This is a genomic window from Sphaerothrix gracilis Ecp01, assembly GCF_030405905.1.
In the GTDB taxonomy this organism is placed as follows: Bacteria; Cyanobacteriota; Cyanobacteriia; order Phormidesmidales; family Phormidesmidaceae; genus Sphaerothrix; species Sphaerothrix gracilis.
In genome coordinates this window covers 22,480-37,519 of sequence record NZ_JASATW010000018.1, presented here as the reverse complement: position 1 = coordinate 37,519, position 15,040 = coordinate 22,480, and the positions used below count along the sequence as shown (strand labels likewise).

Annotated in this window: 12 protein-coding genes; 4 read left to right on the top strand and 8 right to left on the bottom strand. The window is 51.9% G+C overall.

The window, feature by feature from the left end:
- Positions 1-39: 39 nt before the first annotated feature.
- Positions 40-1,011: an alpha/beta hydrolase family protein gene (locus QJQ48_RS18900; protein WP_346292809.1), complete on the bottom strand. Its 972-nt coding sequence runs from the start codon at positions 1,009-1,011 to the stop codon at positions 40-42.
- Between the two features lie 192 nt (positions 1,012-1,203).
- On the opposite strand from QJQ48_RS18900, the gene QJQ48_RS18895 reads away from it, so the two are divergent.
- Positions 1,204-1,404 (top strand): hypothetical protein, encoded by a 201-nt coding sequence (locus tag QJQ48_RS18895; RefSeq protein ID WP_346292808.1) that lies wholly within the window; start codon positions 1,204-1,206, stop codon positions 1,402-1,404.
- Between the two features lie 104 nt (positions 1,405-1,508).
- Here the strand turns inward: QJQ48_RS18895 and QJQ48_RS18890 are convergent, their stop codons facing one another.
- Both QJQ48_RS18890 and QJQ48_RS18885 read right to left on the bottom strand, forming a co-directional pair.
- Positions 1,509-2,387, bottom strand: coding sequence for an NAD(P)-dependent oxidoreductase (locus QJQ48_RS18890; protein ID WP_346292807.1), 879 nt, complete (start codon positions 2,385-2,387; stop codon positions 1,509-1,511).
- Between the two features lie 131 nt (positions 2,388-2,518).
- Positions 2,519-2,764: a hypothetical protein gene (locus tag QJQ48_RS18885; protein WP_346292806.1), complete on the bottom strand. Its 246-nt coding sequence runs from the start codon at positions 2,762-2,764 to the stop codon at positions 2,519-2,521.
- A 46-nt stretch (positions 2,765-2,810) separates the two neighbouring features.
- Here QJQ48_RS18885 and QJQ48_RS18880 point away from each other — a divergent pair, with 46 nt between their 5' ends.
- Entirely contained in the window at positions 2,811-6,071 is a 3,261-nt protein-coding gene (locus QJQ48_RS18880; protein WP_346292805.1) for a valine--tRNA ligase, read from the top strand.
- A 63-nt stretch (positions 6,072-6,134) separates the two neighbouring features.
- Entirely contained in the window at positions 6,135-7,070 is a 936-nt protein-coding gene (locus QJQ48_RS18875) for a glycosyltransferase family 2 protein (RefSeq protein ID WP_346292804.1), read from the top strand.
- A 14-nt stretch (positions 7,071-7,084) separates the two neighbouring features.
- Here the strand turns inward: QJQ48_RS18875 and QJQ48_RS18870 are convergent, their stop codons facing one another.
- From QJQ48_RS18870 to QJQ48_RS18860, 3 genes are all read right to left on the bottom strand, one after another.
- Positions 7,085-9,358: a DEAD/DEAH box helicase family protein gene (locus tag QJQ48_RS18870; protein ID WP_346292803.1), complete on the bottom strand. Its 2,274-nt coding sequence runs from the start codon at positions 9,356-9,358 to the stop codon at positions 7,085-7,087.
- Positions 9,359-9,669: 311 nt separating this feature from the next.
- Positions 9,670-9,909: a membrane protein insertion efficiency factor YidD gene (gene yidD, locus QJQ48_RS18865; protein WP_346292802.1), complete on the bottom strand. Its 240-nt coding sequence runs from the start codon at positions 9,907-9,909 to the stop codon at positions 9,670-9,672.
- Between the two features lie 53 nt (positions 9,910-9,962).
- Complete coding sequence (locus tag QJQ48_RS18860) at positions 9,963-10,232, bottom strand: hypothetical protein (RefSeq protein ID WP_346292801.1); 270 nt, start codon at positions 10,230-10,232, stop codon at positions 9,963-9,965.
- 394 nt (positions 10,233-10,626) lie between these two features.
- On the opposite strand from QJQ48_RS18860, the gene QJQ48_RS18855 reads away from it, so the two are divergent.
- Positions 10,627-10,854 (top strand): photosystem II protein, Psb35-related, encoded by a 228-nt coding sequence (locus QJQ48_RS18855; protein WP_346292800.1) that lies wholly within the window; start codon positions 10,627-10,629, stop codon positions 10,852-10,854.
- A 31-nt stretch (positions 10,855-10,885) separates the two neighbouring features.
- Here the strand turns inward: QJQ48_RS18855 and mgsA are convergent, their stop codons facing one another.
- A complete protein-coding gene (mgsA, locus tag QJQ48_RS18850) occupies positions 10,886-12,220 on the bottom strand; it encodes a methylglyoxal synthase (RefSeq protein WP_346292799.1) in 1,335 nt (444 codons plus the stop codon).
- 17 nt (positions 12,221-12,237) lie between these two features.
- The gene (locus QJQ48_RS18845; protein WP_346292798.1) at positions 12,238-14,997 is read right to left on the bottom strand and encodes an AAA family ATPase; all 2,760 of its coding nucleotides are present in this window, start codon (positions 14,995-14,997) and stop codon (positions 12,238-12,240) included.
- Between the last annotated feature and the right edge of the window lie 43 nt (positions 14,998-15,040).

Below are 15,040 nucleotides of genomic sequence, written 5' to 3'. Positions count from 1 at the left end.
GCTAAGCTAGGCAGTCTGGCCTTCGAGCTTACCCACGCTTTACTTCATGTGTTTACTAAGAAACTCGATAACCTTTTCAGGGTGTCGTCCAAAGTAGTTGTAGCCGTCCTTAAAACGCCTCGTAGTGTTCTCGATCCAGAACAGTTCTTTATCTTTACTGCCGAGGAGATCAAACGTCTTTTGGGCATCTTCTGGATTGCGTGTCCAAGCATCTTTCAAAACTTGAACCATTAAAACTGGCATTTTCACTGCCGGAGCCCAATGATGAGGAGTCATCTCGGCAGCTACGAAACCGCCCATCTTTACCAGTTCTAAATCGATCAACTCTTGATATTGGCTAACGCCCTGAAGCTCCGAAAATGCATCATATATTGCCGTCATGGAAACAACCATTGGGCTGACCATGCATTTGACATTTTCAAAAAGCTCGGGCCGCTGTTGAATTGCATGGTATTGAGAATTTCCACCCATGCACTGGCTATATAGGCCGACAGTCATCTTACCCAGTTCTGGATGCGCATCGACCCATTTCTTGACCCCAACACAATCGCGCCACTCCCACACTCCGATGCCGCTCATCCCGCCATTGGCCGAGCCGCTTTGACCATGATTTCGGATGTCGTAGGTGAGCACGTTATATCCTGCATCGGTCAGGTGTTTGTATTGAATAACAAAGTCGATCTCGACACCGTCGTAGTTACTCCACGGTTCACCTAAGTGGCCAGGGAAACCTGCACGACACATTGGTAATGCATGATTGAAAATAATCAGCTTGTCACTCGGTCCCCCTTTCGCTGGAATGTACCATGCCTCTAGGGGCACGCCATCGTCGGATGGAATGACTAAATCATCCCACTCAGTCATCCCGTGATCGGCGGGATTTTTGAATAGTACGCTCCTCAGCGGTTTACACACTGCGGCAAGACCTTTAACTTTTTCGTAGTCTTCTTGGGAGATAGTTTCGAGTTGCTGCAGCGCTTTCGCCATCCTTTCTTTGGGTATTCCGCTCATGGTGATTTCTCCTCTAGTCCTTTTGGAACTGTCGCAGGTGCAATTAGGAACGCGTGTAGCTCGTCCTGCCAGTGCGCAAGAATGATTGATGGGTTAGTGGCTGCTGTGCGCAGTATAACGGACACCTGTGACTATCTTGTAATTGCCTGGCAGATTAGCAACGCCCTCTACCACAACACCACCTGATTGCTCATGGAGAATCGATCCCGTCAATTTACCCCGGAAGAACTGCAAGCCTGGCAGCGCGGCTTAGCAGAAGCCAACCGCAATAATATTTTTTGCCACTGCAAAGACTGCGATCGCGAGTGGGTAGCTTCCTCCGACGACGTACCCTGTCAGTGCGGCAGCAAACGGGTGGAATATATTGCCTGCTGGCAATTTCCCGATGGTTAGCGCCTGTTGGCAATTTCCTGATGGCTAACGCCTGCTGGCAATTTCCTGATGGATAGCGCCTGCTGGCAGTTTTCCGATGGATAGTGGAGAGTTCGCGAACCATCCTACCCCTCAATGCCAGACTGTTGGCGAACGCTGCGGGCGATCGCGGAAATGTCTTCGTCCCCATAGCCCCGCGCCATCAGTCCCGTTTCAATCTGCTCCACGTAGGCCGTCATCGGCAGCGTTACTCCCAGCTCCCGCGCTGCTTCTAGGGCAATTAGCAGGTCTTTGCGGTGCAGCCGTACCCGGAAGCCCAGGGGATACTCGTTTTCAATCATGTTGCCAGAGCGGTGGGTCAACCCCCAGGAGCCTGCGGCCCCGCCGCCCACTGCCTGCACCACTTTACCCATATCCAAGCCCGCTTTCAGCCCCACAGCCATCCCTTCGGCGACGGCCCAGTAGGTGCCCGCCACAATAACCTGGTTGATCGCCTTGGTAAGCTGACCTGAACCGATGGGGCCAACGTGAGTAATCGTTTTGCCCATTGCCGCTAGCAGCGGGCGCACCTGCTCTACGTCCGCCGCTTCCCCGCCCATCATGATAGAGAGCGTCCCCTGCTGTGCCCCCTCCGAGCCGCCGGAGACGGGCGCATCTACCATACGAATGCCCTGCTGCCCTAACTGCGCGGCTAGCTGCCGGGTCACGGTGGGGCTAATGGTAGACATATCGACGGCGATCGCCCCTGCTGTGGCCCCATAAATCACACCATCGTCTCCTACCAAGACTGCCTCCACGTCTGCCGTCTCGCTGACGCAGGTAATAATCACCTCTGCCCCTGCCGCCGCTGCCTGAGGGGACTCTGCCCGCCTCGCCCCTGCTATAACTAGCGGTTCTTCGCGATCGCGGGTGCGATTATGCACCGTCACCTGATGCCCCGCCTGCAGCAAATTCATCGCCATCGGCCTGCCCATTGTCCCTAACCCAATGAATGCAACTTTCACAAATACCTCTTTTGCCTCGCATTCCTTTTATTGAGCACTAGTTGATAGTTCTGTGCAAGGGATGGATGGGGAAGGTGGGGGGGATGAGGGAGATGAGGAAGGTGGGGAGGATGAGGGAGGTAGGGAAGGAGTTAGTTGACAGGGACGTTGAATTTTCGCAGGGCTTGGGGTAGGTAGTCGTCTAGGTGCTGGATATGCTCGTCGGTTAGTTCGATCAGGTTCAGGTCGTTAGCGGCGTAAATCTGCTGTTTTTGAGTTTTGCGGGCAGCATATCGCGGGTTGTCCTCCAGTCCCCAATACTCGACATAGACTCGGCCTAAGCGAATATAAAAATCACAGTAGACCTCTTCTCCCTCTAGTCTCCAACACCGTGTCAAAATCGTTAAGTAACATTGTCTGTAATACCGCGATCGCTCTATTGTTATGACCGCCACCACTCCCAGCCTCTCCAGCCAGTATGATCCGGCCCAGACTGAAGCCAAATGGCAGCAGCGCTGGGAAGATCAGCAGATCTTTCAGGCCGACCCCAAGCATGAGGGCGATCCCTACTGCGTGATGATTCCGCCGCCCAACGTCACGGGCAGCTTGCACATGGGCCACGCCTTTGAGATGGCGCTAATTGACCTGTTGGTGCGCTATCACCGGATGCGGGGGCGCAATACTTTGTGGCTACCGGGCACTGACCACGCCAGCATTGCCGTCAGCGCCATTCTGGATCGAGAACTGAAGGAACAGGGCCAGACCCGTCAGGACATCAGCCGCGATGAGTACCTAGAACGGGCTTGGCAGTGGAAAGAGGAATCGGGCGGCACCATTGTTAACCAGCTCCGCAAGCTCGGCGTTTCCGTAGACTGGTCGCGGCAGCGCTTCACGATGGACGAGGGCCTGTCCAATGCGGTGATCACAGCGTTTAACTGGCTCTATGAAGAAGGGTTGATCTATCGCGGTAAGTACATGGTCAACTGGTGCCCCGCCAGCCAGTCCGCCGTTTCCGATCTGGAAGTTGAGAACCGAGAAGTTGACGGCCATCTCTGGCATTTCCGCTATCCCCTCACCGATGGCTCTGGTCATGTAGAGGTCGCCACCACCCGCCCCGAAACCATGCTGGGGGATACAGCCGTGGCGGTGAATCCTAATGACGATCGCTATAAGCACCTGATTGGCAAAACCGTAACCCTACCAATCATGGAGCGAGAAATTCCGATTATTGCCGATGAGTACGTGGATGCTGCTTTCGGCACTGGCTGCGTCAAAGTCACCCCAGCTCATGACCCCAACGATTTTGAAATGGGTCAGCGCCATCAGCTGCCCATGATCACCATCATGAGCAAAGACGGCAGCATGAACGAGCAGGCCGGTATCTTTGCCGGACTCGATCGCTTTAAGGCTAGAACCGCCGTCGTCAAGCGTTTAGAAGATGACGGCTTTTTAGTCAGAACTGAGGACTACAAGCATTCAGTGCCCTATAGCGATCGCGGCAAAGTCCCTGTGGAACCGCTACTGTCTACCCAATGGTTTGTCAAAATTCGCCCGCTGGCTGAAAAAGCCCTGGATGCCCTAGACAACCACGAGTCGCCCCGGTTTGTCCCTAGTCGCTGGCGCAAGGTCTACCGCGACTGGCTAGTGAGCCTGAAAGACTGGTGTATTTCCCGACAGCTCTGGTGGGGCCACCAAATTCCAGCCTGGTATGCGGTGAGTCAGACCGACGGTAAGATTACGGACGATACGCCGTTTGTGGTGGCGATGTCTGAGGCGGCGGCCAGGGAAAAAGCGATCGCCCAGTTTGGTGAAGGGGTAGAGCTGCGCCAGGATCCTGATGTGCTGGATACCTGGTTCTCCTCTGGGCTTTGGCCTTTCTCTACCCTGGGCTGGCCGAATGAAACCGCTGAGGACTTTCAGACCTACTATCCCACCACCACCTTGGTCACGGGCTTTGACATTATTTTCTTCTGGGTGGCCCGCATGACCATGATGGCGGGACATTTCACCGACCAGATGCCGTTTGAAACGGTTTATATTCACGGATTGGTGCGGGATGAAAATAGTCAAAAAATGTCCAAGTCCAAAGGCAACGGTATCGACCCGCTGCTGCTAATTAACAAATACGGCAGCGATGCCCTACGCTATACCCTCATCCGCGAGGTAGCCGGAGCCGGACAGGATATTCGCTTAGAGTACGATCGCCAGTCAGATGAGTCGGTTTCAGTTGAGGCATCTGGCAAGTTTGCCAACAAGCTGTGGAACGCTTCCCGCTTCGTGATGATGAACCTGGGCGGACAGACGCCAGCGGCCCTGGGTCAACCAGATGAGGCAAATCTAGAGCTGAGCGATCGCTGGATTCTCTCCCGCTTCTACCGGGTGGTGCAGCAAACCTGTGACTACGTTGATGCCTACGGCATGGGCGAGGCGGCGAAGGAACTCTATGAGTTTATCTGGGGCGATTTCTGCGACTGGTACATTGAGCTGGTGAAGTCACGGCTTCAGTCTGAAGGCGCTTCTAAGCACGTTGCCCAGCAAACCCTAGCCTACGTGCTGGATGGCATCTTACGGCTGCTACACCCCTTTATGCCCCACATTACCGAGGAAGTTTGGCATACCCTGAATCAGGCCGGGGACGACCAGTTCTTAGCAATCCAGGCATATCCCAGCGTCAATCCCGCACTTATCAATGCCGATTTGGAGCAGCAGTTTGACCTGCTGATTGGTGCGGTGCGCACCATCCGCAATCTTCGCGCTGAGGCCGGAGTAAAGCCTTCGGTGAAAGTAGAAGCGATTTTGCAAAGTGATGATGCTCAGGAACGCCAAATCCTGGACGCCACTGCGGCCTATATCAAAGATCTAGCCAAGATAAAGGAACTCACGGTGGCTAGTCTAGAAGTAGATCCTGGAACAGCTGAGAGAGTCGAGCCGGAGGTTCATGTGCCTGCTCCTCAGCCTGCCGCCGCCGAGGCCAGTCCCGAAGCATCTGCTGAGCCAGAAACCATTGTGATTACTTCAGAAGATGTAGTCGCCGAAGCCAGTGAAATCAGTCAGTCTGTGCTGACACTGCTGTCTAATCCACGGCAGTATTTAGGCAAATTCTTCAGCAGTATTCGCAGACCTGCTATTACCCTGGGGCTCTTATTTGGCCTGCTGCTGCTCCTGCGAGTATCGGGCGCTGTCTTGAACACGCTGGCAAGTTTACCGCTAATCGCACCGACTCTAAAACTGATCGGTCTGACCTACGTGCTTTGGTTTGCTAGCCAGAACTTGCTGCGCGGCCAAAAACGTCAGGAAGTCGGTCGGCAAATCCAGGCTCTCTGGCAGCAGGTGAGAGGCGATCAAACGGAAACGGCCAGACTAGAGCCTGCTGCTGAACCGAAGGCGCTACTGAAAGCGGCAGACACGCCTGCGCCTACGCCTACAGAGCCAGAAACCGCTCAACCTAAAATGTTTGCGGGAGTTGTCGGCACTGTCCAGGTACTGATTCCGCTGACGGGAGTAGCCGATGTAGAGACGCTGCGGGCCAAGATCGAGAAAGATCTAAGCCGGGTCGAAGGAGAGATCAAGTCCCTCTCTGGTCGTCTGAGCAATCAGGGCTTTGTGGAGAAAGCCCCTGCCGAGGTGGTGCAGGGTGCCCGCGACGCCCTAGCTGAAGCCGAGACTCAGGCGGAAATTCTGCGCGATCGCTTAGCCCGTCTGTAGCGGCGTAAACTGCTGCTTGAAACTTGGGCAAGCTTCTGAAAGCTGTGATCACAGGAGCCGCTTGTGACTTTTAGCATCGTCATCACCACCTACAATCGCCTCGATTTGCTCAAGCGGGCGATCGCCTCGGCCTTAGAACAGACGGTTCCCTGTGAGGTGATTGTGGTGGACAATGCCTCTGCTGATGGCACTGAGGCGTATGCGGCAAGTCTGGGCGATCGCATCCGCTATCAGCGCAACTCAGCCAACTTGCAACATGCTGGAGCGGTGAACGCTGGGGTAGAAATGGCGACGGGGGACTGGATCAAGTTTGTAGATGACGACGACTATCTAGCCCCAAACTGTATTGAGCAAATGCAGGCAGCGATCGCCCTGCGGCCCCAAGCAGTGATCTGCTCCTGTCAGGCGGCCCAGGTAGATACTGACGGGCAGGAACTCAGCCGCACGGCCCCAACCGGCCCCGGCACGATTTTCTATATTCCTCAGGCCGATATTCACTATGGCATGTTGCTAGAGGTGGTCCCCTTTGGTACGCCGATTCAGGTGGCGGTACGGCGAGAGGCGTTTCTCCAGTCCGGCGGTTGGGATTTGACCATGACGAGCTGTGACGATATCGACTCCTGGATTCGCGTGGCTCAGTTTGGAGACGCTCTGTTCCTCAACCAGTGCCTGGCCTATCGTACGGTTTGGCCCGGTGGCTATGACCAAAAAATTGCCCTGCGTCAGCGCTTAGATACCAATGTCCTGATCAAAGAGCGAATTTATCATAACGTCAGCAATAAGCATCAGACCGAGCTGCCCGCAATGACAGATATTCGCCGCTACCTGCACCTGCATTGGGGCCTAGTAGCGCTGAAGCAAAAGCGGCTCAGTGAGGCGATCGCGCTGACTTGGCCTGCCCTGTTTTCACCTGCTGCTTGGCAATTACTAAAACAGGCCCGCGCTGCGCGTAGTTCTCAGGCTCGGTCAAATATTATTGCCAAAATCAAACTGGTTTAAGAAAACGTTGTAGTTTACCAACGCTGCAAGTTTTCCAAACGTGTCTTTTCTGTATGGGCTTCACGAGAAAGCACCTGAAGGTTTTCTAAAACTGTTAAGCCGCCTTCTGACATAGGTACAATGTGGTCAATTTGAAAGTTCCTTCGCATAGAACTTCTCAAACCGCTAAGGGCACAGGTTATAAACCCTTGTGCATCTGTGTATTTGGCAAAGACATCGTCCTTAAGGTTCCGATATTGAGCTGGATCCCGCTCTCTCATTTCAAAGAGAGAAAGTTTCTCAATGGGGATTTCATCTGGAATAAAAACTGGCGGAGTTACAGTTAAGTCACTATATACGCCCAGTAATTTATTTATTTCAATGTCAATTTGCTTTTTGAAGTACAAAAAGTTGTATCCGAATAGGACTTGCCAGAATGTAGCGCTATCATTCCATAAGGAATTAAGATACTCAGTCATTTGTTTGAGCGTAAAATCACTGTCATAGATATGCTTGGCTACAATCGTCAAATCGCACTTTCTTCGCTCGCTAAAAGCTATAAACTCCGGCTCCATTTCTTTTTGAGCATAAAAGCGTAGAATATTTTTAACATCTTCATCTCTATAGCCTAGTAAGAATGAATAATCGGGAAAATAAAGAGATTTAGTTAACTGCAAAAGTTTTTCTAACTCTTCATCAGTTAGTATCTCTCTATCGTCAATGCTGATATCTTTAAACACAGCCTCTAAATCATTGACAAAGCTGTCATAAGCCTCCTCAGTGTCGTTATACAGTAAAACATCGTAATTCCGGTTAACAGGTTCTCCGGATTCAGAAGGTTCAAGGATAGAAAATCGATAAATTCCAACAGGTACTCGCTTGAGGAAATACAACTTTTCTAAAGTAGTTGTATCGATGGAGTCATCCATCATTCGCGCAAACTCTTCAATCTTTTCGATAGAAATAAGTCGAGCAATTCGCTTCATTGTCTCGACATTCTTCTCAATGTGCTCTGTATCTTCGTCAAGATGAAGTTTTTCAGGATTGACCCAGTTAATCTTGTCTTCCCAATTGTCAATAAAGCTAACTACATAAGCTTTTTCGGTACCACCTGCCGTCTTTCCTCGTAAAGCTCTACCGATCATCTGAGTCATCAAGATTGTAGATGTCGTGGGGCGAGTCAGGAAAACTGTTTGAACATTAGGTAGATCAACTCCTTCAGTCAACATTTCTACGTTGATGAGGACTTCAATTTCGCCTGCTCTAAATCTTTTGATTTTTTCTGAATTTTCTTTGGGCGAAGTAGTCACTCCTGTATTTATATCCACTATTTTGCCGACTACAAACTCAGACTCGACACCTTTGCTTCTGAAGACAGCATTTAAGGCGATGGCATGAGCAACATCGATGGCAAAGACAAGTAGAGGCTTATACTTTTCTCGATTATTGATGTAATGCTGGACAATACGCTGATTACGAACTTTAGAAATTGCTATATTCTCGGCTACTTTCTTTGGTATTTTGTCAAAATTTTCAATTGCCCTGATATCTTTGTCATTCAGCGTTTGATGAAAATCTAAATTTGTCTCTAAATTCTCGAAAATAGGCTCAGAAAGAATGCCTCGCGTAATTAGGGTTCGCAAATGCTCTGAAAAGATAATATCGTCGGGAAATACCTTTTTAAGTAAGCCTTGTTCACCTTCATCTGTCCTAAAAGGAGTTGCGGTTAGTCCCAACATTCTAAAATTGCTAGACTTTCCTCTATCGCTAAAATTTTGCTTAATATTAGTAATTAGCTTGCGATAGGTCTTTGCCGTAGCATGATGCGCCTCATCAACAACTAGAAGAATCGTATCAGCGTGATTTATCCAGTTGTTTGTAAGATATTTAAGTCCGCCATTAAGGCTATCCTTACTGGCAACAATAATATCGTCGGAGGGATCAATATTGACGGGCCGATCGTGCTTTGGATGCCCTGAAATTACCCGATATCTAAACTCATCAATATTATTCAACAATGACGTATAGGCACTAAACTGTAGTGTCTCAGCTGCTTGATCTAGTAGCTCGTGCCGATGGGCAATCCACAATACCTTTTTTCGTTTATCTATAAAATTCCGTAGTAGCCAGTGAATAGCTGTTAGTGTTTTACCACCCCCTGTTGGTAAGACTAATAATCCTTCAAATGAAGACCGATTAATTTTGTCTAGCGCCTTAATAGCTTCATTTTGATGAACGTACAGTTCTTTAGGATTTTTGCCTGCAATAACTTGAATCTGACCTGAGTACTCAACTGGAACTGTTTGCATGGCACTGAAATCAAAAAGCTATCTTAATTTAGGGAGGTTTTCCCAACTCTACATGACCCTGTTGTTTCTTGCCCTAAATATTCCCAAACTTCACGATTTCTGCATCGAGAGTTCTTGTTGATGAGTATGAGATTTGAACAAGTTAGATACTGATAGGCTAATTTTGATTGTCTCTGTATCGACAGACTGAGTGGTATGACTGTTATTTTACTTTTCAGTATTAATCTAGATATCCACAATGAGTTTCAGGCTGAATGGTCATAGGACATTTTGCAGAAGAGTGCGAAATTCTCTAGGCTCGTAGCCTCATTTTACGGTTGACGCCGATCGCCTGATATCTCAGTCGGTACTGGATCGTAGCCCCCCGGATGAAACGGATGACAGCGGCAAATGCGACGAATTGCTAAGCCACTGCCGCGCCAGGGACCGAAACGATCGATCGCTGTCAGCGCGTATTGGGAGCAAGTGGGCTGAAAGCGGCAGCTTGGCGGCAGGAGGGGCGAAATCAGTCGTCGATAAACTTGAATGAGCGTTAGCAATACTCTTTTCATTAGCTGATCTTTGCGATCGCTGTAATAGCTATTCTCTAAGCGATATCCCTATCCTACCGAAGTCTAATCAGATCTATTTGAGCAACCAGTAGCGCCAACACGTGCTCACAGAGAGTTTCAAATGGCTTAAACATGAGGAAACTCAGGCCCAAGTCCCACAGATTTGACTCGTACACAGCGTAATACTCAAACTCTTCCACGGCGATCGCCTGTAGCAGAATCATCAGATTGATCCAGCAATAGTGAACCGTGGCCGTCCAGACGACCCCCTGTCCCCAAGTGAATCCAGCAGGATGAAAGCGAACGCGAAGATCTTGCATCATGCTCCGTGCCAGCGAGTGATTGAGCGGAACTCAGCCGATAGCGAAACTGAACCTATAAAGTTGTGAAATAGCTGAATGCGAAGCAGTGTGAACGCCATCAGACTCGATGAGCAAGTCACACTTTCGCCAGCATACTCAAAAAAGGCGGCAACTGAGAAGGGGAAATTGCAGCATATTTTTTAGCCATATCGGGCGTGAGGCTGTCTGCTGTATTCGCCAGAAGCACTAACCGTAGAACTGTTTGAAGATGAAAGATAAATTCGTCAAGCTAATTTGACATTTTGTTACAATAATGGCTATATTGTTTACATTGATTTACAAAACAGCGGCCAGACTGAGAGAATCATCCTCAATCTGGCCCTTTATCAACCGCTACAAGTAGAAGGAGATATAGATGGCAATCGTAGTTGCTTTATTGGTCGTGGGCTGGGCAGCCGTAGCGCTAATTGGCACCCAGGCTTACTTTCGCGGCGAACAGTCCAAACCGATTCACGAGCGCAACTGGAACTCCAACGGCTTTGAGGCGATCGCCACATCCGTAACAGGTCGAGAAACCAGCTATCGCGATCGCGTCCCTGCCTACAGCGGCGACGCCTACACCAGCGAAATGCTTGCCAAGTAGTTTCTTCTAATTGCCTCCTGCGGGCAGACAACTAGGTTAATTCTTCATCTTGAGAGTCATCAGCTTCTAGCAAATCGCTAGGAGCTTTTTCTTTAACCAAGGGCGGCAGCTCCGGCACCACGACGACCAGGCTGCGCGGCTGACAGATAATTTCAACCGGTGTCGTGCCGATGATTTCACCATCGAGGACAACTTTTTGCGGCGGCGTAGTTTCAATCCGAATTTGAGACGCGCGCAGGGCGACCATATCTTCGCGCTCTGGCACTGTGCGGACGAGAGCTGAACCAAAGAGGTTCAGCAAAGTATTGAGGCTCTGTAGCTTAGTTTGGGCGGTTGAAATAGTGACATCTAGCAAACCATCGTTGACAATGACCTGCCCCAACCCCTGAGCCAGCACCGAGGTCGGTGGGGCTGCATTAGCAACCGTGACTGCCCCGGATTGGAAGCTACGAACCTCACCGTTGATCTCGATCTGGGTATCAAAGAGTTCTTGCTCGTTGAGCTGTTGAATGCCTGCGAAGATATAGCCCAAAACGCCAAATCGAGCTTTCAAATCGCCGTCTGCTCGCTCCACCATACCTGCTTCATAGCCAATGCCTGCTAAGAGCGTCATGGTCTGCCCATTGCACTGCGCCGTATCAATAATCGCGGTCAGTCCTGTCAAAATAATCTCGCAAGCGGCTCGCAAATCAGCCGGAATATTGAGCACAGCCGCCAGGGCATTAGCGGTGCCTCGCGGCAAGATACCCAGCGGAATGTGAGTATTGACTAAGGTGCTAGCCACCGCTGAAACTGTGCCATCGCCGCCGGAAGCAATTAGCATATCTGCGTCTGCTGCGATCGCCGCTTGGGCCAGCGTCACTGCATCCATAGTGGGGGTAGTGCAGTGAACCGCAAGGTGTAGGCGAGGCTCTAGGATCTCGCGAATTAGACTAAGCTGCTGCTGCGGATTACCCTGTCCGGCAGTCGGGTTGAAAATCAGGTGGGCAACGCGCTGGCGGGCGAACTGATTGAGCAGGGCTTCAGCCGTAGCAATGTTGGTCGCCAGCGGCACATTATGAACGTTGCAGATGCGTAGAAGGGCATTGACATCAGGCTCGTGGGGCTGGGCATAGAGCGGATCAATCAGAAAAATGACGGCCAATATTGCTTGACTCGCGACCTGCGCTGAGATTTGAGCGTCTCCTCCCAGCGGCCCTGAGAGCAGAGTCTCGACCGTTAAATCCGTATTCCCCCGAATTCTTTGGCCGGTCGTCCCGGTAGCTACCAGGTGATAGCGCTGCAAGACATCTTGGTAACGCCGCACCAGGGCTACCATGTCGTCCTTTTTGCCATCATGGGCAATCAGCGCAATCGTTGTGGGCATAAACTACCGCTGGTAAACTAATTTTCTCGTTCTACTAAGATTACGTTCTCTGTTACCTTTTCAAACGTATCGTCATGACTGATCACAAAAAGCTGGTTAAAGGTTCTGATGCGGGCGATCGCCTCGGCTAGGCTGTCGCGGCGAGGCCGATCCATATTGGTCGTCGGTTCGTCGAAGAAGGCAACGTCAATATCTGCCAGCACCTTCAACAGTGCCAGCCGCACCGCCAGCGCCGCGCACATTTGCTCTCCGCCGGAAAGATTAATGAAGCGGCGGGCATGGGCCCCTTCCTGCACCAAAATTTCATAGTCGCGCGTCCAGGTGAGGGCAACGTTTTGTCGGTTTAGCAGCTCCCGAAACAGGCGATCGGCTTCTCTAGAAATGGTTTGCACATAGCGCTCGGTGATACGTGGCCCCGCCTCTTTGTATACCTTGCGGGCAAAGTTGATAAAGCGGCGGACGCGATCGCGCTGCTGCAAATCGCTTTGAGCGCGATCGCGCTTGGCGGCAATTTGCTGTAAGTTGGCTAGCTGCTGGTTCAAATTCTCTAGAAGCTGCTGCTGTTGGGGCAAGCTGCCCAACAGGCGATCGACCTGAGACTGCGCCTGCTGCTGAGCATGTTCGAGCTGCTGAAGCTGCTTGGGATCATGGGCTTGCTGGAGCTGCTGGAGCCGCTGCTGGAGCTGGCTATGAGCGGTCGTCATTTGGTCTAGTTCCGCGATCGCTGCTTCTAGATCGGCGGCAAGTTGGGGTTGGGCTTGGGCCTGCTGCTGATTTTGCACATAGAGCAGATAGCCCGCCTGCTGCGCCTGCTGCTGCTGCCGCAGCTCTGTAATCTGGGCAGCGAGGCTTTCAAACTGACTGAGCTGCTGATCGAGGTCGCTAATCTGACCTTGCACTTTAGCCTGAGCAGCGGCGAGCTGCTGCTGACGGCTTTGAATTTGGGGCTGCTGCCGCAGAGACTGCTGCAAGACACGGCCACGACTGCGAGGATCTTGGAGCTGAGCTAGCGCCGCATTGAGCGGGGCGGCCTGCTGCTGCAGATGGGATACAGACAGCGTTTGCTCCAAAGCCTGAAGCTGCTGCTGGAGCTCGGTCTGCTGCTGCTGTAGCTGCTGCTGGCGGCTCAGGTGAACCGGCAGCGTATCAAATTCGGAGCGCTGCTGATAGCCTTGCTGCAACTGCTGCCGTATCTGAACTAGCTGCTGCTGTAAGGAACTGGTGGCGGTCTGAGCAGCTAGGTCTTGCAAAATGCTGGCGATCGCTGCTGAGGTTTCCTGATTCAGCGTCAGTCCCTCAGTAATTGCCTGTCGTAGGGACTCAATGGCCGCGTGGCTGAGCAAGGGGGCACTTTCCTGCAGCGTCTCTAAGTTCTGCAACGCCGCCGCAGCCTGACTGGCATAGCGATCGCCCTGGTTTTGGCTGCGCTCTACGAGCTGCTTGAGTTCGGTCTCAAACTGCTGAGCGGCCTCTACGCGGCTGAGCTGCTGCTGTAGGCGATCGCGCTGCTGCTCGTGGGCAGCAATTTGCTCTATCACAGGTTTGAGCTGCCCTAGCTGATGAATGGTCTGTCGGGTTTGACCCAGTTCACTTGCTACCTGCCTTAGCTGCTGCTGCCAGCTCCGCTGTAGGGTTTGCTGCTGCTGAGCGGCTTGCTGCTGCTGGTTTATGTGCTGGAGCTGCGTCTCTAAGTCCGCCTGCTGCTGGATTAGGGGTTGGAGCTGAGCCAGTTCCGCCTCAGTGGCGCTGGCCTGCTCTAGCTGCAAGGTTAACCGCGTTAGTTCAGATTGGCGCTGGGCTAGCTGGCGCTCCAGGGCCTGCCGCTGAGACTGGATCTGCTGCTGCTGCTGACTTTGCGCTTCTAGCTGCTGTAGGGTTTCGCTGGTTTGCAGGTAGGCATGATGAGCTGCCTGCTGGGCCTGACAAACCGCTGCTGCCTGCTGGGCCTGCTGTAAATTTTGCTGCAGGAGCTGATTGGCCTGCTGCCGGGCCTGAAGCTGGGTATAGGCTTGCTGGAGCTGGTTTTGCGCCTGCTGCAGCTCAGCTGCCTGCTGGCGCTGCTGCTGTAATTGTTCAGCTAGCTTTGCCAGCTCAGTCTGCTGCATCTGGAGCTGCGCTTTGCTTTGACTCAAGCTTTGGCTGACCTGCTGCTGTTGCTGCTGAAGCGCTTCCCAGTTTTGTAAGCTTTCCTCGTACTGGGCAATTTCTCGCTGCTGGGCTTCTACCTGGGCCTCAGCATACTTTCTCAAGTGGTTGGATTGCTTATAGACCGTACGGTAAGCCTCAACCTTCAACACGGTATCAAAGATGGGCTTGCGCTTATCCGGCGGCAGCAAAAAGTCAGCGGTAAAGGTGCCTTGAGGGACACCAATTGTATTGGCAAAAAGCTGGGCTAAATCCGTGCCTGGCTCTACTCCCAAATGCTGACGCAGCCAAGGCAGCACCTCATCCTTGACGCGGCTGAGCGCCAAACGCTGGTCAAGCTGTGGATCAAACAGGGTATAGCCGCGACTGGTACAGCGCTGCACTTCATAAGTCCGGCTGTCGTGACTAGAGACAAAAACGACTCTGACCTGGGCGCTGCTGCTGCCGTTGCGGATCAGGTCTTCTCGTTTGTAATCGCCCTGGTAGTTGAAAAGTGCCCAGGCGATCGCTTCTAAAAGACTGGTCTTGCCAGCCCCATTCTCACCACAGATCGCGTTGGTGCCAGGCTGAAATTCAAAGTGGCGATCGCTGTGAGCTTTAAAGTTTTTGAGGGTGAGTGAGAGAATCTGCACTGGGTTTGCGGCAACGGTCGTTACGGTTAGAGTACTGCTAATC